This window comes from Micromonospora sp. WMMD735 (genome assembly GCF_049178995.1).
Classification (GTDB): Bacteria; Actinomycetota; Actinomycetes; order Mycobacteriales; family Micromonosporaceae; genus Micromonospora; species Micromonospora wenchangensis.
This window is the reverse complement of sequence record NZ_JBMHMJ010000002.1, coordinates 748,644-769,661: the sequence shown is the minus strand read 5'-3', so window position 1 is coordinate 769,661 and position 21,018 is coordinate 748,644. Positions and strand designations below refer to the sequence as shown.

Annotated in this window: 9 protein-coding genes; 4 read left to right on the top strand and 5 right to left on the bottom strand. The window is 76.1% G+C overall.

Going from position 1 to position 21,018, the window contains the following annotated elements:
• Positions 1-4: 4 nt before the first annotated feature.
• From ACN268_RS03320 to ACN268_RS03305, 4 genes are read right to left on the bottom strand one after another with little or no spacing between them, the layout of a single operon-like run.
• Entirely contained in the window at positions 5-5,482 is a 5,478-nt protein-coding gene (locus ACN268_RS03320; protein WP_421481662.1) for an SDR family NAD(P)-dependent oxidoreductase, read from the bottom strand.
• Positions 5,483-5,538: 56 nt separating this feature from the next.
• Complete coding sequence (locus ACN268_RS03315; protein WP_421481661.1) at positions 5,539-9,084, bottom strand: amino acid adenylation domain-containing protein; 3,546 nt, start codon at positions 9,082-9,084, stop codon at positions 5,539-5,541.
• Positions 9,085-9,142: 58 nt separating this feature from the next.
• Positions 9,143-12,343 carry a thioesterase domain-containing protein gene (locus ACN268_RS03310; protein ID WP_421481660.1) on the bottom strand — a complete coding sequence of 1,067 codons (3,201 nt, stop codon included), beginning with the start codon at positions 12,341-12,343 and terminating at the stop codon, positions 9,143-9,145.
• The gene (locus tag ACN268_RS03305; protein ID WP_421481659.1) at positions 12,340-15,843 is read right to left on the bottom strand and encodes an AMP-binding protein; all 3,504 of its coding nucleotides are present in this window, start codon (positions 15,841-15,843) and stop codon (positions 12,340-12,342) included. Before ACN268_RS03305 ends, ACN268_RS03310 begins: the two co-directional genes overlap by 4 nt.
• Before the next feature lie 449 nt (positions 15,844-16,292).
• Here ACN268_RS03305 and ACN268_RS03300 point away from each other — a divergent pair, with 449 nt between their 5' ends.
• The 3 genes from ACN268_RS03300 to ACN268_RS03290 all read left to right on the top strand — a co-directional run bounded on the left by ACN268_RS03300 (position 16,293) and on the right by ACN268_RS03290 (position 18,591).
• On the top strand, positions 16,293-16,997 hold the full coding sequence (locus tag ACN268_RS03300) for a CBS domain-containing protein (RefSeq protein WP_421481658.1): 705 nt from the start codon (positions 16,293-16,295) through the stop codon (positions 16,995-16,997).
• A gap of 270 nt (positions 16,998-17,267) precedes the next feature.
• A complete protein-coding gene (locus ACN268_RS03295) occupies positions 17,268-17,882 on the top strand; it encodes a methyltransferase domain-containing protein (RefSeq protein ID WP_204961079.1) in 615 nt (204 codons plus the stop codon).
• 103 nt (positions 17,883-17,985) lie between these two features.
• Positions 17,986-18,591 (top strand): class I SAM-dependent methyltransferase, encoded by a 606-nt coding sequence (locus ACN268_RS03290; RefSeq protein WP_204924616.1) that lies wholly within the window; start codon positions 17,986-17,988, stop codon positions 18,589-18,591.
• Positions 18,592-18,669: 78 nt separating this feature from the next.
• On the opposite strand, the gene eccB is transcribed toward ACN268_RS03290, so the two are convergent.
• The gene (eccB, locus tag ACN268_RS03285) at positions 18,670-20,052 is read right to left on the bottom strand and encodes a type VII secretion protein EccB (protein WP_421481657.1); all 1,383 of its coding nucleotides are present in this window, start codon (positions 20,050-20,052) and stop codon (positions 18,670-18,672) included.
• 183 nt (positions 20,053-20,235) lie between these two features.
• Here eccB and ACN268_RS03280 point away from each other — a divergent pair, with 183 nt between their 5' ends.
• Complete coding sequence (locus tag ACN268_RS03280) at positions 20,236-20,964, top strand: spermidine synthase (protein ID WP_421481656.1); 729 nt, start codon at positions 20,236-20,238, stop codon at positions 20,962-20,964.
• Positions 20,965-21,018: the final 54 nt, after the last annotated feature.

Sequence of the window (21,018 nt, the reverse complement as noted above, 5' to 3'; positions counted from 1 at the left end):
GACGTCAGGCGCGGGGTAGCCGCGGGATGGCGGGGATGGTGGCCGGCGCGGCCGGTTCGTCGGCGGCGGCGGCCCGCAGCTGGGCGATGCGTTCGGCCAGGCCGGCCACGGTCGGGGTCTCGAAGAGGCTGCGCATCGGCAGCCGGACCCCGGTCGCCTTGCGCATCGCGGCGATCAGCTGCACCGCGACCAGCGAGTTGCCGCCGAGGGCGAAGAAGTCGTCGTCCACCCCGACCTCGGCCACCCCCAGCCCGTCCCGCCACACCCCGGCGATGGTGATCTCCAGCTCGGTACGCGGGGCCGCCGAGCCGCCGCCGGTCGCCGTCGCGGCGGCCGTCGACGGCTCCGGGTCCTGCGCCAGGGCGTCGGTGGTGACCCGGGAGGCCCGCCGCCTGATGTCCGCCACCGTCCGGGTGGCGATCACCACCTGCGGGCCGAGGCCGGCGGTGAGGCTGCGCCGGAACGCCTCCGCGCCGTCGACCGGGCGGATGTCCTCGGTGGCCGCCCCGACCGCCGGATCGGCCGGGGCCGCGTCGACGGCACCGGTCAACCCGCCGGTGACCGCGCCCTGGTCGACCCGGCGCAGCACGAAGTCGCCGATCGCGACGAGTTCCCGGCCCTCGGTGTCGGTCAGCGACAGGTCGGCGGCGACCACCTCGTCGGTGGCGCTGGCCCGGTGCCGCAGGTGGCTGTGGAACACCGCCGGCAGCGGCCCGCGCACCACGATCCGCCCGTACGACAGCGGCAGGTAGGTGCCGTCGCCCTGACCCCGACCGAACGCGGTGGCCACGTCCAGCAGCGCCGGGTGCAGCCCCCACGCCGGCAGGTCGGCCCGGACCGGCTCCGGGGCCTCGACCCGGGCGAGTTCCTCGCCGTCGCCGAGCCGGTGCTCGGCCAGCGACGCCCAGCGCGGGCCGAAGGTCAGCATGCTGGTACGGCCCCGACCGAACGAGGCGTCGTCGTCGACCCGCCGGCCGTCGACCACCGGCACCCGGGCCGGCGGGGCGGCCTCCACGGTCCAGCCGGCCGACCCGCGCACGTGGGTGCGGAGCTGGCCGGCGGCCAGGCTGCGGACGGCGAAGTCGACGCCGTCCTCGGCAGCGGTCAGCTCCACCCGGTACTGGGCGACGGTGCCCTGCGGCACCGCGAACGGCTCCAGGAACACCACGTCGCGCAGCTCCACCGCGGCCTGCGGCGCGGGGCACGGCACGGCGGCGACCACCGCGGCCCGCACCGACTCCAGGTGGGCGGTGCCGGGCACCACCGGCACCCCGCCGATGCGGTGCTCGTCGAGCAGCCAGTGGGTGTCGGCGGAGACCAGCCCGTGCAGCACCGTCGCATCCGGGCCGACCACCTTCGTGGTGAGCACCGGGTGGTCCACCGGGGTGGTGACGGTGTCCCGGCCGGCGGCCCGGAACGCGGCCGGCGCGGCGGTCTCCACCGCCATGCCGACCTCCGCCCAGCCACCCCAGTTCTGCGACAGCACCGGGGCCCGGAAACCCGCGCCGGAGCGGGCGAACGCGTCGAGGAAGGCGTTCGCCGCGCAGTAGTCGACCTGACCGAAGCCGCCGATCACCGACGTGATCGAGGAGCACAGCACCACGAAGTCCAACGGCAGGTCACCGAAGACCTCGGCCAGGGCGAGGGTGCCGGTGAGCTTCGGGGCGAGCACCCGTTCGGCCTCGGCCCGCTCCTTGACCTCGGCCATCCCGCCGCCGGGCAGGCCGGCGGCGTGCACGATGCCGTCCAGCCCGCCGAACTCGGCCTCCACGGTGGCCCGGACCCGGCGCAGGTCGGCCGGGTCGGTGACGTCGGCGGCGAGCACCAGCACCGTCGCGCCGGCCGCCTCCATCCGGCGGATCGCCGCGATGGCCCGGCCGGCCCGGTCCGCGCCACCGTGCACCGCCAGGTGGTCGTCCCACCGCTCGCGCGGCGGCAGACCGGAGCGGGCCAGCAGCACCAGCTTCGCCCCCGCCCGCCTGGCGAAGTCCTCGGCGAGGGTGACGCCGATGCCGCCCAGGCCACCGGTGACCAGGTACCGGCCGCCGTCGCGCAGCGCCCCCGACCCGGTCTCGGCGGCGACGGTGACCTGCTCGTAGCCGGTCACCCAGCGGCGGGTGCCGCGCAGCGTCACCTCCGCCCGCTGCGGGTCGACCGGGCACCGCAGTTCGGCGGCGAGCGCGTCGACCCCGTCGCCGGCCGGGTCGGCGTCGATCAGCCGGACGGTCAGGCCGGGCAGTTCGGCCGGCAGCACCCGGGCCAGGCCGGCGAGGGTGGCGTGCTCGGGGCGGACCAGGTCGGTGCCGGTGACGTCGCCGACGCCCGCGGTGACCAGGTCGAGGGTGAGCGGCCGCTCCTCGGCGGTCGCCCCCGCCCCGGCGAGCGCCTGCACCAGGTGCAGGGCGTCGAAGAAGCCGCGCTGCTGGGCGTCCCAGGTGGCGGTCGGGTCGAGGCCGGCCGGCGTGCCGTCCAGGGCGAAGGCGTGTACCAGCCGGGTCGGCACGCCACCTGCGGTCAACGCCGCGACCAGCGCGTCGTGGTCCTCCCGGTGGCCGGGGCGCAACCGGTACCCGTCGTCGGTGGCGGCGAACGCCGTGCCGGGGCGTACCACGAGCGGGTCGTCGCCGGCGGCCCGCAGCGCGTCGACCAGCGCCTCGGCGCGCGGGCCGGCGGCGAGCACCAGGCAGCGGCCGTCGGGCACCGTCGCCGGGTCGGCGGCGGCCTGCCGCCACACCGGCACCGCGAACCACCGTTCCAGCGGCTGCGGGCCGGCGTCGGCCGGGGCGTCGGGCACCGCCGCCACCGGGTCCGGGTCGACCCAGTAGCGCAGCCGCTCGAACGGGTACGTGGGCAGCGGCACCCGTCGGGCGGCCGGGTCGGCGTCGAGCCGCACCCCGATCCCGACGCACCACAGGGCGGCGGCGCTGGTGAGCAGGGTGGCCAGGTCGCCGGTGGGCTCGCCGGGGCCGGGCAGGCTGCCCAGCGGGGTCAACGCCCGCTGCGCCGGGGAGCCCTTGGCGACCTGCATCCGGGCCAGGTTGGCCAGTTGCCGGCCCGGACCGCACTCCAGCAGCGCCCAGGTGCCCGCGCCGAGCAGGGTCGCCACGCAGTCACCGAACCGCACCGGCCGGCGCAGGTGCGCCGCCCAGTACGCCGGGTCGGTGGCCTGTTCGGCGGTGATCCAGGTGCCTGTCACGTTGGACAGGAACGGGACGGCCGGCGCGTGCAGCGGCACCGTCGCCATCAGCGCGGTGAACTCGGCCAGGATCGGGTCCATCATCGGCGAGTGGAACGCGTGCGAGGTGCGCAGCGGCTTGCTCCTGCTCTTACCGCCGAGGCTGTCGGCGAACGCGGCGACGGCGGCGCTCTCCCCGGCCACCACGCAGGTGCCGGGCCCGTTGACGGTGGCGATGGACAGCCCCTCGGGCAGCCGGGCGGCGACCTGCGACTCGTCGAGCGACACGGCCAGCATCGCCCCCGCCGGCAGCGACTGCATCAGCCGGCCCCGGGCGGCGACCACCCGCAGCGCGTCGGGCAGGGTCAGCACCCCGGCGACGGTGGCGGCGACGTACTCGCCGATCGAGTGGCCGATCATCGCCGCCGGGCGTACCCCGGCCCGCTGCCAGTGTAGCGCCAGGGCGTACTCGACGACGAACAGGGCCGGCTGGGTGTAGCGGGTCTCGGTGAGCTTCTCCGCCGCCTGCGGGTCCCGGCCGAGGATCAGGTCCCGCAGGTCCAGGCCCAGCTCGGGGCGGAGCAGCGCGGCGCACTCGTCGACGGTGGCGGCGAAGGCCGGCTCCTCGGCGTAGAGCTGCGCGCCCATCCCGGCGTACTGGGCGCCCTGACCGGAGAAGAGGAACGCGGTGCGCGGCGCGGCACCGTCGACCACCCCGGACTGGCGGCGGCGCGGGGTGCGCAGCGCGGTCACCGCCTCGGCCAGGTCGGTGGCGACCACGGCCACCCGGTGCGGGTACTCCTGCCGGCCCACCCGCAGCGTGTGCGCCACGTCGGCGAGCAGCTCCGGCCCGCCGTCGCTGGTCGCCGCCAGGTGGTCGGCGAGCCGGGTGACGGCGCTGTCCAGCGCCGACGCGGTCTTCGCCGACACCGTCAGCAGGTGCGCCGGGCGGACCCGTCGGTCCGCCCGGTGCGCGGCCGGGGCCTCCTCGAGCACCACGTGGGCGTTGGTGCCGCCGATACCGAACGAGCTGACCCCGGCCCGGCGCGGCCCGCCGTCGGTGTCCCACTTGGTCAGGGTGTTCGCCACGTAGAACGGGGTGTCGGCGAAGTCGATGGCCGGGTTCGGCGTCTCGTAGTTGATCGTCGGGGGGATCAGCCCGTGCTCCATCGCCAGCACCGTCTTGATCACGCTGACGATGCCGGACGGCTGGCTCAGGTGCCCGATGTTGGACTTCACCGAGCCGATGCCGCACCAGCCCCGCTCGTCGGTGTCCCGGGTGAACACCGCCGACAGGGCGGCCACCTCGATCGGGTCGCCCAGCGCGGTGCCGGTGCCATGCGCCTCGACGTAGCTGATGCTGCGCGGGTCGATCCCGGCCATCCCGACCGCCTGGGCGATCGCCTCGACCTGCCCGTCGACGCTGGGGGCGGTGAAGCCGACCTTCCCCGCGCCGTCGTTGTTGATCGCGTTGCCCAGCACCACCGCGCGGATCGAGTCGCCGTCGGCGATCGCGTCGGAGAGCCGCTTGAGCAGGGTCACCCCGACGCCGCTGCCCCAGACCGTGCCGTTGGCCCCGGCGTCGAACGGGCGGCACCGGCCGTCGGGCGAGGTGAAGCCGTCCATGCCCAGGTAGCCGACGTGCGGCAGCTCCACGTTGACCCCGCCGGCCAGCGCCATGTCGCACTCGTGGTTGCGCAGCGCCTCGCAGGCCAGGTGGAAGGCGACGAGCGAGGTCGAGCAGGCGGTGTGCACGGTCAGGCTCGGCCCGCGCAGGTCCAGCCGGTAGGACACGTTGGTCGCCACGTAGTTGGGCGAGTTGCCGGTGGCCAGCGAGACCGCGCCGTGCGGGTTGCCGCCGACCCGCTTGTTACGCAGCACGTACCGGTGCAGGTAGGTGTTGCCGCCGGTGCCGGCGTACACGCCGACCGCCCCGGGGTAGCGGGCCGGGTCGTAGCCGGCGTCCTGCAACGCGGTGTAGCAGCTCTCCAGGAACAGCCGGTGCTGCGGGTCGGTCATCTCCGCCTCGCGGCTGGTCATCCCGAACAGCCCGGCGTCGAAGGTGTCGTACCCGTCGATCAGCGGGGCCCGGCTCACCCAGCCCGGGTCGTCGACCTCGTCGGCGGTCGCACCCCGGGCGAGCTGCTCGTCGCGGCTCAGCTCGGTGACCGACTCGACGCCGTCGACCAGGTTGCGCCAGAACTCGCCGACGTCGGCGGCACCCGGCAGCCGGGCGGCGAGCCCGACGATGGCGATGGGTTCGATGCCGTCATCGGTGGGCGGCGCGGTGTCGATCTCGTTCTGCATCGGGGTCGTCCTTTGTCGCAAGGTGCCGCCCGCAGGCGGTGGGGAGGGAGGCGGCGTCACGGTTGGTGCGGTCGGCGGGGTGGCGGGGTACGACGGGTCCGGCCGCGCCGGGCGGCGGCGCGCAACGCGGCGCGGGCCAGCTCGGGTCGGTCGGCGGCCCCGTCGAGGCTGGCGGCGAGCGCCCGGACGGTGGGGTGCCGGAACAGGTCGAGCATGGTGATCGACCGGCCGGTCGCGGCGGTGAGCCGGGCGTGCACCGCCGCCAGGGCCAGCGAGTGCCCGCCGATGTCGAAGAAGTTGTCGACGACCCCGACCCGGTCACGTTCCAGCACCTGCCGCCAGATGCCGGCGATCAGCTCCTCGGTCTCGGTCAGCTCGTCCGGCCCCATCGGCACCGGCGCGACCGGGGCCGGTGCGGTGGCGGCCACGGTCATCGCGCCCAGCGCCGCCACCCGGACGGTCGGCCGGGGCAGCGCCTCGGCGACCGCGTCGGTCGGGGTGTGCGGGTCGGCGGCGAGCGCGCCGACCAGGTCGGCGAGGTCGGCCAGGAGCGCGTCGATCCGGTCGGCGTCGAACAGGTCCGGGTTGTAGACCACGTCCACCCCGCACCGGCCGTCGCGCTGCACCACGTAGACGGTGATGTCGAACGGGGAGCCGGGCTTGGGCACCGGCAGCGCCTCGGCGGTCAGCCCGGTCAGCGTCAGCCGGGGTGCGGTGAAGTTGAGCACGTTGAACAGCACCTGCACCAGGGGCGCCCGGGAGGTGTCCCGGCCGACGCCCAGGGTCTCGACGAGTTTCTCCAGCGGCGCGCCCGGGTGGGCGGTCGCCTCGTGCAGCTCGGCGGCGCACCTGTCGACCAGTTCGGCGAACCCGACCCCGCCGGTGCCGCCGGCCGTGTCGTCGCCGCCGGTGCGCAGCCGCACCGGCACGGTGTCGATGAAGAAGCCGACCACGTCGTCGAAGGCGGCCAGCCGGCGGTCGGCGACGATCGCCCCGACCACGTGGTCGTCACCGCCGGTGAGCCGGCGCAGCAGCTCGGCGAACCCGGCCAGCAGCACCGCCGCGACGGTGCTGCCGCGCCGCTCGGCCAGGTCCCGCACCGCCCGGTCGGCGGTGGCGGTCAGGGTCACCGCCGCCTCCGCCCCGGCGTACGTCTGCACGGCCGGGCGGGGACGGTCGCGGGGCAGGTCCAGCACGGTCGGTACGCCCCGCAGGTGCTCCGCCCACCAGGTGAGGTCGGCGGGGCCCTGCCGGCGGTCCCGCTCGTCGCGCCACACCGCGTAGTCGGCGTACGAGGCGGTGAGCGGCGGCAGGGTCGGCGACGTGCCGGCGACGGCGTGCGCGTACCCGGTGGCCAGGTCGGCGTAGAGGACCGCCTCGGACCAGCCGTCGAAGACCGCGTGGTGCATGGTCATCGCCAGCACGTGCTCGTCGGGGCCGAGCCGGTAGACGGTCACCTGCCAGGGCGGGCCGGTGGCCAGGTCGAAGGCGTGCGCGGCACCGGCGGCGAGCATCCCGGCCAGTTCGGCCTCGGCGTCGGCGCGGCCGGTCAGGTCGACCACCGGCACCGCCACGTCGGTCGGCTCCTCGCACACCGCGTAGGGCACCCCGGCGGTCTGCGGGATGCGCCAGCGCAGCACGTCGTGCCGGGTGGCCACGGCCCGCAGCGCCGCGCCGAGCGCCCCGGTGTGAAGTGGGCCGCGCAGCCGGTGCGCGACCGCGATGTTGTAGGGGGCGCTGGAGGGGGCGAGCTGGTCGACGAACCACAGCCGGCGCTGCGGCGGGGACAGCGTCGGCGGGTTGCCGGTGGTCAGCCCGTCGGCGTCGGCGGGCGCGGCGGCCCGCAGCCGGGCGGCCAGCGCGGCCGGGGTACGCCCGGCCAGCACGTCCCGGGTGTCGACGTGCCGGCCCAGCTCGGCGCGCAGCGCCGCGACCAGCCGCATCGCGGCGATGGAGTTGCCACCGGCGGCGAGGAAGTCGGTGTCCGGGGCGGGTGCCGCGCCGAGCAGCCGGGTCCAGACCCGCCGCACGACCCGCTCGACCGGGTCGGTCGGCTCGTCGGTCGGCGCGTCGGCGGGGGCGGCGGTCAGGGCGGCGTCGGCCAGCGCGCGCAGCGCCGGGCGGTCCAGCTTGCCGGTGATGGCGCTGACCGGCAGGTCGTCGCGGCGCAGCAGCCGCGCCGGCAGCATCGCGGCGGTCAACCGCCCCCCGGCGTACGCCCGGACGGCGTCGTCGTCGGGCGCGGTGGCCGGGGTGAGGAAGGCGACCAGTTCGGTCCCGGCCGGGCCGGGCACCGCCTCCACGGCCACCCGGTCGACGCCGGGCACGTCGGCCAGCACGGCCTCCACCTCGCCCAGCTCGATCCGCTGGCCCCGGATCTTGACCTGCCGGTCGGCCCGGCCGAGATAGACGATCCGCCCGTCCCCGGCCTGCCGGACGAGGTCGCCGGTGCGGTAGAGCCGCTCGCCGGGCAGCCCGGAGAAGGGGTCGGGGACGAACCGGTCGGCGGTCAGGCCGGGCCGGTTGAGGTAGCCGTCGGCCAGTCCCGGCCCGCCGATCAGCAGCTCACCGGTCTGCCCCGGCGGCACCGCCCGCAGCGCGTCGTCCACCACGTACGCCCGGTGGTTGGGCAGGGGCAGCCCGATCGGCACCGGGTCGGTGTCGGTGGCGGTCAGGTCGCCGCTGACCGCCAGCACGGTGGTCTCGGTGGGGCCGTAGCCGTTGAGCAGCCGTCGTCCCGGCGCCCAGCGGGCGACCAGCCCGGCGGGGACGGCCTCGCCGCCGCAGAGCACCGTCCGCCAGCCGGGCACCCGGGCCGGGTCCAGCATGGACAGCACGGTCGGGGTGATGAAACCCCAGTTCACGTCGTGGGCGACGATGAACCGGGCCAGCCGGTCCGGGTCGGACCGGTCGTCGCCGCCGAGCAGTTGCACGCTGCCACCGAGCAGCAGCGGGACGAACAGGTCGATGCTGGCCGCGTCGAAGCCGAGCGAGGCGATGCCGAGGCTGCGGACCCCGGCGTCGGCGGCGCTGAGCGCGGCGCAGCCGGTGACGAACTCCACCACGTTGCGGTGGGTGGTCAGCACCCCCTTGGGCCGGCCGGTGGAACCCGAGGTGAACAGCACGTACGCCGGGTCGCCGGCCCGCGCCGGGCAGGGCGCCAGCGGGGCCGGGCCGGTGGCGGTGACCACCTCGACGCCGGGGGTGTCGGCGAACTCGACCGCCGCCGCGTCCCCCACCACCAGCGTCACCCCGGCGTCGGCGGCGATCTCCCGCAGCCGCTGCCGGGGGCCACCGGGCTCCAGTGGCACGTAGCAGCCCCCGGCGAGCAGCACGCCGAGGACGTCGACGACGAGGTCGGGGCGGCGGTGGGCGCAGATCCCCACCCGGGTCTGCCGGCCGACGCCCCGGGTCCGCAGCGCCGCGGCCAGGCCCGCCGCCCGGCCGACCAGCTCCCGGTAGGTGAGCCGGTCGTCCCACTGGCGCACCGCCACCGCGTCCGGGCAGTGGGCCGCCCGCTCGACGATCAGGTCGGCCAGCGTGGCGTCCGGCCAGGGCAGCTCTTCCCCGGTGACGGCACTGATGGACAGGATGTCGGTCACGTCGCTCCCCGTACGGTTGCTGGTGCGGTACGCCCCACCGGGCGGACGGTGTGCCGGTTCACCGGTCGTCCCGGGCGGTGTCGTCGACCACGTGCAGGCGCAGTTCGCTGAGGTACCGGCGGCCGGCGGCGTCGGGCACCCAGGCGTCGTCCGGGCCGGGCAGCATCTCGCTGACCGTCAGGGAGACCTCGGGGCCGTCGCCCATCCGGGCCGCCCGCACCATGGCGCAGAACATGTTCGCGAAGGCCGGGCTGCTCAGGTCGGCGTAGCAGGGTTTGGTCTCGCTGCCGAGCTTGACGTAGACCTGCTCGGGCAGGTCGAGGCGGCGTCGCCAGGCCCGCACCGCGAGAAACCGGTCACGTTCCCCGGCGGCGTCGGCCAGACCGCTCTCCCCCACCGTGGTGCGCCAGGTCCGTCGGGCCACCACCAGCCGGTCGATGGTGACCCGGGGGGTGTAGGGGGCGGCGGCGACCAGCTTGAACCCGTCCACCGCGTGGGCGCTGAGCAGTTCGCCGAAGACCTCGGTCAACGGCCAGCTCTCGCCGTCGGCGGCGGTGGCGACCAGCTGGCCGTCCCGCTCGGCCACGGTGAGCGCCACCGTGGGCAGCACCCGTGCCGGGTCGGCCCCGGGCGCCGCCGCGAAGGCCAACTGCCGGTCGCTGGGCCCGGCCAGGGCTTCGGCGGTCCGGCTGGTCCGCCGTGGCCAGTCGGTGGGGTACAGCAGCCGCAGCCGACGCCCGCCCAGGTCCGTGGTGAGGGCGTCCCGCAGCCGTTGCGGGTCGGGGTGGGCCGGGATGAACACCTCGCAGTCGAAGGACGCCCACGCGGCGTGCAGTTCGCCGAGCACGACGGTGTACTCCCCGCGCGCCAACGCCGCCGCGTCCCGCGCGCAGAGTTGCAGGTCGGGGCTGTGCAGGACGGCCTTGGACCAGCGCGCCGGGGCTGCCGGGAAGACCTCGTCGACGCGGTCGGCGAGATCGGCGGCGGCGAGGCGCACCTCCCGGGTGCCCGGTGGCAGCCCGGCGAAGCCGAACAGTCCCGCCCAGCGGGCGGCGAAGTCGGCGGCGACCGCGTCGACCGGCCGGTCGCCGGCACCCCAGAACAGTCCCTGGGCGAGGTACCACAGGTCGGCCAGGGCGACGGGGGCGTCCCCGGCCTCGCCGCGCAGTTCGTCGTACAGCTCACGGAAGACCCGGTCGTACGCCTGGGCCAGGGCGGCCACCATCCACCGGGCGGCCCGCAGCAGCACGTCGAGCGGCGCGGCCAGGTCGGCCAGGAACGGGGCGCCGAGGGTGACGTCGAGATCCCGGGCGGTGTCCTCGTGGCAGAGGGTGCGGCCGGCGTACATCCGACCCTCCCGACGCCGGGGCGACCGCCCGGTCAGCTCGGTGAAGGTGGCGTCGAGGGCGTCGAGGGCGTCGCCCAGGCGGTGCGGGTCACCGGCCGCCGCGGCGACGGCGTCCCGGGCGGCGGTCAGCCGGTCCAGCCCGGACCGGGCGGCCAGTCGGGCCGCCGGATCGCCGATGGCGTCGATCCGGGCGCGCAGCACCTCCTCCGCGGCCGGGCTGACCGGCAGGGCCGCATCCCAGGTGAGCAGTTCCCGTTCGACGAGCCGGTCGAGCAGCGTGTAGCCGTCCTCGGCGCGACGCAGCCCGATGGCCGGGTCGGCGACCAGGTCGTGGGCGGGCCGGCGGCCGTCGACGGCGGCCAGCAACGCGGCCTCCACCGGGGACAGCGTCACCGGCGGTTGCCCGGGACGCAGCACGCTGCGCCCGCGCACCGCGACCTGCGGGGCCAGCACCGGCGGCCACCAGCGCCGGACGGCGAGTTCGGCACCGATGCACCCGGCGTACTCGTCGAGCGCCCACGACTCGAACCGGACCCACCGTCGCCGGGTCAGTTCCGGGCCGACCCGCAGCCGGGCGGTCTCCGGCTGCGCCGGGTCGACGGTCACCCAGCAGCTGGGGCCGAAGAAGCCGACCGTCTCGTTCTTGCCGCAGTACCGCTGCCAGTACTTGAGCAGGGCCCGCTCCCGGTCGCGGCGGCGCACGTTGCGCGGCGCGTCGGGTCCGCCCCGGACCAGACCGTCGAAGGCGACCAGCGCACCCCGGTTCTGCCAGGTCACCGCCTCGCGCACCAGCGGGTCGGCGGCGAGTTCGGTGAACCGCTGCCCGGCGGCGCGGACGGCCTCGTCGAACTCCTTGTCGAAGCGTTCGACGCCGCCGCCGGTGGCCAGCAGCTCGTCGGCGAGCGCGGCGGCGGCCGGGGCGGCGAACAGGGCGAGCCCGTCGGCCGGGAAGCCGGTGCTGCGCAGGATCGCGTCGCGCCACACCGACCAGCCGGTGTCGCCCAGCGGCACCCGGTGCTCGGGCGCACCGGCCGGGCCGGCCGCCGGCACCGGCGCGGCGGAGCCCGGGTCGCGGCCGGCACGGGCCGCGACCGCGTCGGACCGCCCGGCGTGGGGCCCGGCGGCGGTGCCCGCTTCACCGCCGGAGACCGGGCCGCCGGCCGGTGCGGGAGCCGGGGGGTCGAGGGCGGCGGTCAGGTCGGCGCGGATCAGGCCCAGCAGCTCGGGCAGCCGGTCGTGCAGGAAGAAGTGCCCACCGTCGAGTTCGTGCAGGGTGAAGCCGGCGGCGGTGTGCTCGGCCCAGGCGGCGCTCTGTTCCCGGCTGACCGCCCGGTCGTGCCGCCCGGCGAACACCACCACCGGCACCGGCAGCGGCGCCCCGGGGGCGTACCGGTAGCTGTCGACCCGGCCGAAGTCGGCGCGCAGCAACGGCAGCAGCAGCTCCACCAGCTCCGGGTGGTCCAGCAGGCCGTCGGGCAGGCCGCCGCCGGCGGCGAGCCGGCGCAGCAGTTCGTCGTCGTCCACCCGGGACAGACCGTCGAAGAAGCTCGCGTCGGTGACGTGCGGGGCACGGGCGCCGCCGACGTACAGCCGCACCGGCAGTTCCCGGCCGTCCCGGCGCAGCTCCCGCACCACCTCGAAGCCGAGCCGCCCGCCCATCGAGTGTCCGTAGATCGCGTACGGGCGGTCGGCCCGGTCGGCGATGGCGGCGGCCAGCTCCGCGACGGTGAAGTCCGGGTCGTCGCCGATCCGGTTCTCCCGGCCGGGCAGCTGCACCGGCAGCACCTCCACGTCCGGGCCGGCCTCCGGCTGCCAGCGGCGGAACGCGCTGGCTCCGCCCCCGGCGTACGGCAGGCAGAACAGCTGCACCGGTGCCTGGGGTCGGCTTCCGGGCGAGACGAACCAGTTCACCGTGCGCCTCTCTGCGGTGGGTCGATCCAGTGCCGTCGGCGCTGGAAGGGGTAGCCGGGCAGCCCGGTGCGCCGGACGGTGCCCTCGGGGTGCAGCGCGGCCCAGTCGACGTCGCGGCCGGCCACCCAGCCGGCGGCCAGGTCGCGCAACGCTCCCGGCGCGCCGGCCACGGTGGCGTCGGTGGCGAGCAGTTCGTCCAGTCCGGAGACCGCCTCGGCCAGGTCGGCGGCGACGACGGCGGCCCGCCGGGCGAAGGGCCGCCGGCCCAGCGCCAGGGTGGCGGCCACCTCGGGCAGCGCCGGTCCGACGCCGGCCAGGTGGTGCCGCAGCCGGGTCAGCGCCGCCCGCAACGCCTGCGGGGTACGCGCCGACACCGGCAGCAGCCAGGCCCGTGGGGGCGACGGCTCGGCCGGTACGGCAGGGGGCGGTTGCTCGACGACCACGTGCGCGTTGGTGCCGCCGAGCCCGAACGCGCTGACCCCGGCCACCCGGCGCGGCGCGTCCGGCCAGTCCCGCGTCTTGGTGGGCACGTAGAACGGGCCGCCGGCCAGGTCGATCTCCGGGTGCGGGCGGGTGAAGTGCAGGTTGGGCGGGATCACCCCGTGCTGGACGGCGAGCACCGTCTTGATCAGCCCGGCGATGCCGGCTCCGGCGTCGAGGTGACCGATGTTGGTCTTGACCGCGCCGAGCGCGCAGGACTCGGCGGGGGCGGCCCCGCCGTACACCTCGTGCAGGGCGGCGACCTCGATGGCGTCGCCCAGCGGCGTACCGCTGCCGTGGGCCTCGATGAAGCGGACCTCACCGGGGGCGACCTCGGCGGCGGCCAGGGCGTTCGCGACGGCGGCGGCCTGGCCGGCGGGGCCGGGCACCGCGAAGCCCGCCCGGTCGGGGCCGTCGTTGGTGACCGCCCAGCCGGGCAGGACGGCGTAGATCCGGTCCCCGTCGGCCTGGGCGTCGGCGAGCCGGCGCAGCGCGACCACGCCCACCCCGGAGCCGAAGCCGGAGCCCTCGGCGGCCTCGTCGAAGGCGCGGCACCGGCCGTCCGGGGAGGCCAGCCCGCCGGGGGTGGCCCGGTAGCGGGGCCAGGTGACGTTGACCCCGCCGGCGAGGGCGATGTCGCACTGGTAGTCGGCGAGGCTCTGGGCGGCGGTACAGACCGCGACCAGGGAGCTGGAGCAGGCGGTCTGCACGGCCACCGCCGGCCCGGTCAACCCGAGCCGGTACGCCACCTGGCCGGGCAGGTGGTCGGTGGACTGCCGGCCGATCAGCCGGGCCTCCCAGTCGTCCGGGTCGACGTCGCCGACCACTGCCGGGTTGTCCATCAGGTGGAACAGGAAGTAGCGGTTGGCGGAGGTGGCCGCGTAGACGCCGACCAGGCCGGGGAAGCGGGTCGGGTCGTGCCCGGCGTCCTCCAGGGCCTCCCACGCCGTCTCCAGGAAGAGCCGGTGCTGGGGGTCGGTCCGGGCGGCCTCCTCGTCGCCCATGGCGAAGAACTCGGCGTCGAAGTCGGTGACCCCGTCGAGCCGGCCGGTGGCCCGCACGTGCCGGGGGTCGGCGCGCAGCCGGGGCCCGATACCGAGGGCGGTCAACTCGACGTCGGAGTGGTCGTGCACCGAGTCGACGCCGGCGCAGACGTTCCACCAGAAGGTGGCGGCGTCGGGTGCGCCGGGGAACCGGCCGGCGAGGCCCACCACCACGATCTCGTCGCCGGTGTACTCGCGGGCGGCGACCGGTGGCGCGGTCGGGGTGGGCAGGATCGGCGCGGGGAGCGGGCGGGTGCGCGCCGCCGTGGCCGGCGCGGCGTCGACGCCCGGGTCGAGCAGCCGGGCCTGGGCGGCGATCGTCGGGTGGGCGAACAGCCGCACCATGGGCAGCGTCGTGCCGAACCGGTCGGCGATGCGCTGCTGCACCTGGCCGAGCAGCAGGGACTGTCCACCGGCGTCGAAGAAGCTCTCCTGCCGGCCGACGGCGTCGCGGCCGAGCACCGCGCACCAGATGTCGTGCACGGCCCGCTCGGTGTCGGTGGCCGGTTCCTGTCCGGCGGGGACCGTCCGGGGCGGGTCGGGCAGTGCCCGCTCGTCGATCTTGCCGGTGACGGTGAGCGGGAACGCGTCGAGGACCAGCACGGCGCGGGGCAGCGCGTAGTCGGGCAGCCGTCGGGCGAGGGCGGCGCGCAGCTCCGCCGGGTCGAGGTCGCCGCCGGCCGGCACGGCGTACGCGAGCAGCGCCCCGTCGCGGGCGATGGCGCGGACGCCGGCGACACCTGGCTGCGCGGCGAGGACGGCCTCGACCTCGGTCAGCTCGACCCGGAACCCACGGACCTTGACCTGGCGGTCGAGTCGGCCGAGGCAGACCAGCTCCCCACCGGGCAGCCACGCGCCCAGGTCGCCGGTGGCGTAGGTGGGCGTCCCGTCGGGGTCGACACCGAACCGGTCGCTGTGCTGGCCGAGGTAGCCGGGGGCGAGGTGCGGGCTGCGCACCACGATCTCGCCGGAGTCGGCCAACCGCAGCGTGTAGCCGGGCAGTGCCGTGCCGACCGGCAGCGGGCCGGTGCCGGTCGGGTCGGCGTCGGCCAGCGGCAGCGCGTACCGGGCGGCGAAGGTCATCTCGGTGGCGCCGTAGCCGTTGACCAGCACGCACCCCGGGGCGAACCGGTCCCGGCCCCGGGCGGCGTCGGCGTGGGTGGCCTGTTCGCCGCCGAGCAGCACCACCCGGATGCTGTCCAGCCGCCGCTCGCCGAGGGTGTCGAGCAGGAACCGGTAGACCGTCGGGGTGGAGTGGTAGACGGTGACCCGGTGCCGGGCGAGCTGTCCGACGGCGTACGCCAGGCCGTGTCGCCGCAGGTCGACCGGGACGACGGCGGCCCCGGTGAGCAGCGCCGGGTAGAGGTCGGGGATGGCCGCGTCGAAGCTGAACGAGGCGAGCAGGCTGAGCCGGTCGGCCGGGCCGATCGCCAGGGTGCGGATCTGGTTGTCGACGACGTGCCGCAGGTTGCGGTGGGTCTGCGCGACGGCCTTGGGGGTGCCGGTGGAGCCGGAGGTGAACAGCACGTACGCCGGGCTGTCGGGGTCGACCGGGAGGGGGTTCAGCGTGGCGGTGGCGGCCGGGTCGAGGACCAGCACGCGGGTGCCGGGTCGGGTGGCGCACAGGGCGTCGGCGAGGTCGCGGTGGTCGGGGGCGCAGGCGACGACGCGCACGTCGGCGGCGGCGAGCATGTGCCGGAGCCGGTCGACCGGGAACCCGGGGTCCAGCGGCACGTACACGCCACCGGCGGCGAGGGTGCCGAGGACGGCGGCGATGGTGCCGGTGCCGTGCCCGGTGAGCAGGGCGACCCGGTCGCCGGGGCGGACGCCGGCCACGGCGAGCGCGACGGCGTGCCCGCCGACGGTGGCGGCCAGGGCGGCGTAGCTGACCTCGTGGGTCTCGCCGAGGATCGCCGGGTGGTCGGTACGGGTGGCCGAGACCTCGGCGAACTGTTGGATGATCGTCGGTTGCGCCATGTCAGCGGATCGGCTCGACTCCACTGTGGGCAGGCGTGCGGGAACAGCCAATTGTGATCATGATCCCCCCCAGGACTTCACAATGGAAGCAGAATAGGACGACATCCGGCCAAGGAAAGATCATCGATCGGAGTCGGACCGAAGGGCCCACCGCCCCCTGAAGATCGGACGGCGAAAATCGGCCGATCATCCCCCTAGCGCGAAAAGGAGTTTCAGCATAAGTGTCTACCGACAAGTAATTTTGCGGTGAAAGGGCCTGCAAACCGGCTATTTTCCACCATGGACGGCACCTTAACGCCTGGTCAGGTGGGGTGCCGCAGCCGCGGGCTCCCGCCATCCTAGGGTCGCCCGACCAGCCGGGACCTCCGGCCCGTCCCGATCCGGTCCTGCGACCCTGCCCCACGCCCCACCCGGCGTCTAACGTCGGAGGCGGGACCGAGGAGGACGCCGTGCGGACGTGGCAGGTACAGGACGTGATGACGGTCGACGTGCTCACGGTGGACGAGGACACCGGGTACCGGACGATGGTGGACCTGCTCACCGCCCGGCACGTCACGGCGGTGCCGGTGGTCGACGACACCCGGCGGGTGCTCGGCGTGGTCTCCCAGGCCGACCTGCTGCACAAGGTGGAACGGCTCGGGCAGCCGCACCGGCGGCGGGTCCTCCCCGGTCGCCGCACCCGCACCGGGTGGGCCAAGGCCGCCGCGACCCTCGCCGGGGACCTGATGACCGCACCGGCGGTCACCGTCTCCCCCGGCGCACCCCTGGCACAGGCCGCCCGGACGATGGACCGACGGGGCGTCAAACGGCTGCCCGTCGTCGACGAGCGGGGCCGCCTGATCGGCATCGTCACGCGGGGCGACATGCTGCGGGTCCACCTCCGGCCAGACGCCGACATCCGCCGCGACGTCGTCACCGACGTGCTGCGCCGGGTGCTCGGGGTGCCCGACGGCACCGTCGACGTGACCGTGCACGGCGGGGTGGTCACCCTCACCGGCCAACTCGACCGGTGGTCCACCGTGCACCTGGCGCTGCGCCTCAGCGCGCAGGTCAGCGGCGTGGTCGAGGTGGTCGACGCGCTCGGCTACGCCGTCGACGACGCCCCGCTGGCCGCGCTGCGGGCCGGCGCCGTCACCCCGGCCGGCGTCGCCTGACTCCCGGCAACGGCGTCACCCGGGCCGGCGTCGCCCGACCCGGCGGGCCGCGCCGAACGGGCCACCCCGACCCGGCGGGCACCCAGGGTCGACACCCGCACCACCCTGTGTCACCAGGGCCGACCCGCCGCCCGTGGGGGCTGACGATGGCCGCCCGGGTCCGTAGCATCTGTCGGGTGTCCGCGTCGGCGCGGACACCCGACGGCCGGCGGCGTGTCCCCGCACGCGCGCCGGGTGGCGACGTTTCCGCGACGGGCAGAGAGGCCGGCGATGAGTCGAGCAGAGCAGGACACCGCGGCGGGCACCGAGGGCGAGGACTACACCCAGCGGTTGCAACGCCTCGGTGGCGCGCGCTGGAAGCAGGTGCTCGACGTGCAGGCGCCCTACCGGTGGAACCTCCAGCGGCTCGACCTGGGACGCACCCTCGACGTCGGTTGCGGCCTCGGCCGCAACCTGGCCAACCTGGGCGAGGGCGCGGTCGGGGTGGACCACAACCCCACCTCGGTGGCCCACGCGCGGGCCGCCGGGCTGGAGGCGTACACGATCGAGGAGTTCCACCAGTCCCCGCACGCCCGGCCCGGCGCCTTCGACGCGCTGCTCGCCGCCCACCTGCTGGAGCACCTGCCCGCCGACGCGGCCCTGGAGGTCATCTCCAGCTACCTGCCGTTCCTGCGATCCGGCGGCACTGCGGTCTTCATCACCCCGCAGGAGCGGGGATACGCCAGCGACGCGACCCATGTCCGGTTCGTCGGGTTCGACGAGGCCGCGCAGGCCGCCCGGGATCTCGGCATGACGGTGGTCAAGCAGTACTCCTTCCCGTTCCCCCGGTCGATGGGCAAGGTCTTCACCTACAACGAGTTCGTCACGGTGGCCCAGCTGCCCTGAGCCCCGCCGCCCACCGGGCCCGGGTCCCGCTCCGGGTCCCCGGGCCCGGTGGGCGCTGCCGTGGACGCCACGGCAGGCCGGGCCGGCCGGTTACCGTGGCGGCATGACCAACCCGACCCGGTGGGCGACCGAGACCGGCCCCGAACACTCCCAGTGGTACATCGACCGGTTCCGGCGGCTCGCCGCCGAGGGGGCCGACCTGGCCGGTGAGGCCCGCCTGGTCGACGCGGTCGTGGCCCCCGGCTCGCGCATCCTGGACGCCGGCTGCGGCACCGGTCGGGTCGGCGCCGCGCTCGCCGCGCGGGGGCACCGGGTGGTCGGGGTCGACGCCGACCCCGCCCTGGTCGAGGCGGCCCGCACCGACCACCCCGGGCCCCGCTGGCTGGTCGCCGACCTCGCCACGCTGGACCTCGCCACCGACGGCGAGGCGGAGCCGTTCGACGCCGCCGTGGTCGCCGGCAACGTGATGGCCTTCGTCGCCGCCGGCACCGAACCCGCCGTGCTGACCCGGATCGCCGCCCACCTGCGCCCGGACGGGGTGGTGCTCGTCGGTTTCGGCCTCGACCGGGGCTACCGGCTCGACCACTTCGACAGCGACCTGGCCGCCGCCGGCCTGCGGCTCGAACAGCGCTTCGCCACCTGGGACCTGCGTCCCTGGCGCGACGATGCGGACTTCGCCGTCAGCCTGCTGCGCCGCCCCACCGACTGACCGTGGTGCCCGCGTGGGCACCCGGACGGTGCTGCGGGCAAGGTTCGACCCCGGTGCACCGGCCCGGCAGCGGGCCGGTCAGGACGGGGCGGCGACCGCCCGGGCGGCGACCGGATCGAGGGTGCTGCCGGCCGGGACGAGGCTGACCAGGCCGGCGGGCAGCCGGACCGGGGTGACCTCCCGGTAGCCGAGCATGCCGAGCACCCCCTCGTCGGCGAGCACGTAGCGCCGGCCCAGGTCGGTGACCACCGACACGGCCCCACCGTCGGCGCCCGGCGCGGCCACCGACTCGACCACCGCACCGCGCCCCGGCTCGACCAGCACCTGGTCGGCGCGCACCCCACCCGCGGCGTCGGTGCTGCGGGCGGCGGTGAGATCCGGCACGACCGGGTCGACCCGAACCTCGCCGACCGTGCCGTCGTCGCCGATCCGGGCGCAGAGCGTGCCGCCGTCGACGCCGGCCAGGCGGGGCGGGACCGGTGGCGGCGCGGTCGGCCCGGTCGGCACCAGGTCGGGCAGCTTGGGCGACGCGGCGAACCGACCCAGGCTGATCGGGGTCGGCTCGTCCTGACCGGTGCGGGCCATCAGCAGGGCCGCCTGGAGTTCGGTGATGCCGGCCAGGCCGTCGCGCCCGGCGACCGCGTACTGCCGACCACCGCCGGAGTTACGGACCAGGTAGACGTCCCCGACCGTGGCGTCGGTGACCCCGGACGACGGCTCGCCCAGCCCGGCCAGCGCCGGCGGGGCCAGGTCGACGCCCGCCGGCAGGGCGTTGAGCAGGGCCGGGGCGGCGGGGACCGCGCGTTCCCGGGTGGTCGCCAGCGCGGCGAGCACCCGGGCGGTGTCACGCAGCAGGTGCCGGCGCTGGTGCCAGATCAGGTGCAGCCCGCCGTCGGGATGCCGGACCAGCACCGCCTCCTCGGTGAGCCGCCGCCCGCCGGTCGCCTCCCGGCCGATCAGCAACGCCGAACGGGGTACGGCCCGGGTCGCGTCGGCCGGCTGCCGCGAACAGACCGTCCACGGCGCGGTGGACAGCCGCCCGGCGGCCGGCAACGAGTCCGGGGCGTCGGCGATGCCCAGCGGCAGCCCGCGCGGCACCCCCTCGATGGAGCGGCGGGACACCAGCACCGTGCGGGACCGGTCCGCGCCGACGATCAGCAACGCGGAGGCGTAGTTGAGCACCGGGTGCAGCCGACCGTCGCGGTAGACGAACCGGGCACCGGACTCCTTCTCGACGATCACCGCGCCGGTGTCGCGCCACGTCGACCCGCCCCCGACGAACAGGCCGTAGAGGGCGAATCCCCCCAGCCCGATCGCCGCCACCAGGACGCTGGCCAGCCCGGCGCCGGCCAGCCGGCGAAACGGCGACCGCGCCGGGTCGGTCTCCCGCATCACCAGGGCGGCGACGGCCCGCTGCACGGTGAACTGGTAGGAGTGGAGCTGGTCCTGCCGCGACGGCATGGCGTCCCTTCCGCGAGTCCTCGGCGGACAGGATATGCGCTGCGTCGATGTCCCGTGGACCCTGCGTGGTGGTGCGACGGGACCGCCACCGCCCGGCGACGCCCGCCCGCCGCGCGCCGCTACCATCGGCGAACCGGTCGTCCCGGTAGCATCCCGGCACGACGACGGTGGAGGGACGGCCCGGTGGGCGTGCGATTCGAGGAACTGGCCTGGCGGGAGACCCCGATCGGCGCGATCAGCCTGCGCCGGCGGCGGGAACCCACGCTCGACGTCGACGTCTACGAGGTGAAGCTCGACGACGAGTACCTGATGTCCAGTCTCTTCCCGGTCGCCGAGATCGAACTCGCCCGGCTGGGGCTGGCCCCGCTGGACGACGGGCCGCTCGACGTGGTGGTCGGTGGTCTCGGCCTCGGCTACACGGCCCGTACCGCGCTGGAGGACGCGCGGGTGCGCTCGGTGCTGGTGGTGGAGACGATCGAGGACGTCATCGACTGGCACCGCCGGCAACTGCTCCCCTTCGCCGCCGGTCTCGCCCCCGACCCCCGGACCCGGTTCGTCCGGGCGGACTTCTTCGCCACGGTCGCCGACGGCACCGGTTTCGACCCGGACCAGCCGGGCCGCCGGTTCCACGCGGTGCTGCTCGACGTCGACCACTCCCCGCGTAACGTGCTGCACCCCAGCCACGCCGCCTTCTACACCGCCGAGGGACTGCGCCGGCTGGCCGACCTGCTGCTGCCCGACGGGGTGTTCGCGCTCTGGTCGGACGACCCGCCGGACGACGCGTTCGGCCTGGTGCTGGCCGAGGTGTTCACCACCTGGCAGGCCCACGTCGTCCCGTTCGCCAACCCGCTGACCGGCGGGGAGTCCGCCAACACCGTCTACGTCGCCCACCGACGGCCCGATCCGCACTGACCCCGCTCCCGGTGACGTGCGGGGCATACGGCGGCCCGGAACGGGAAGGCTGCC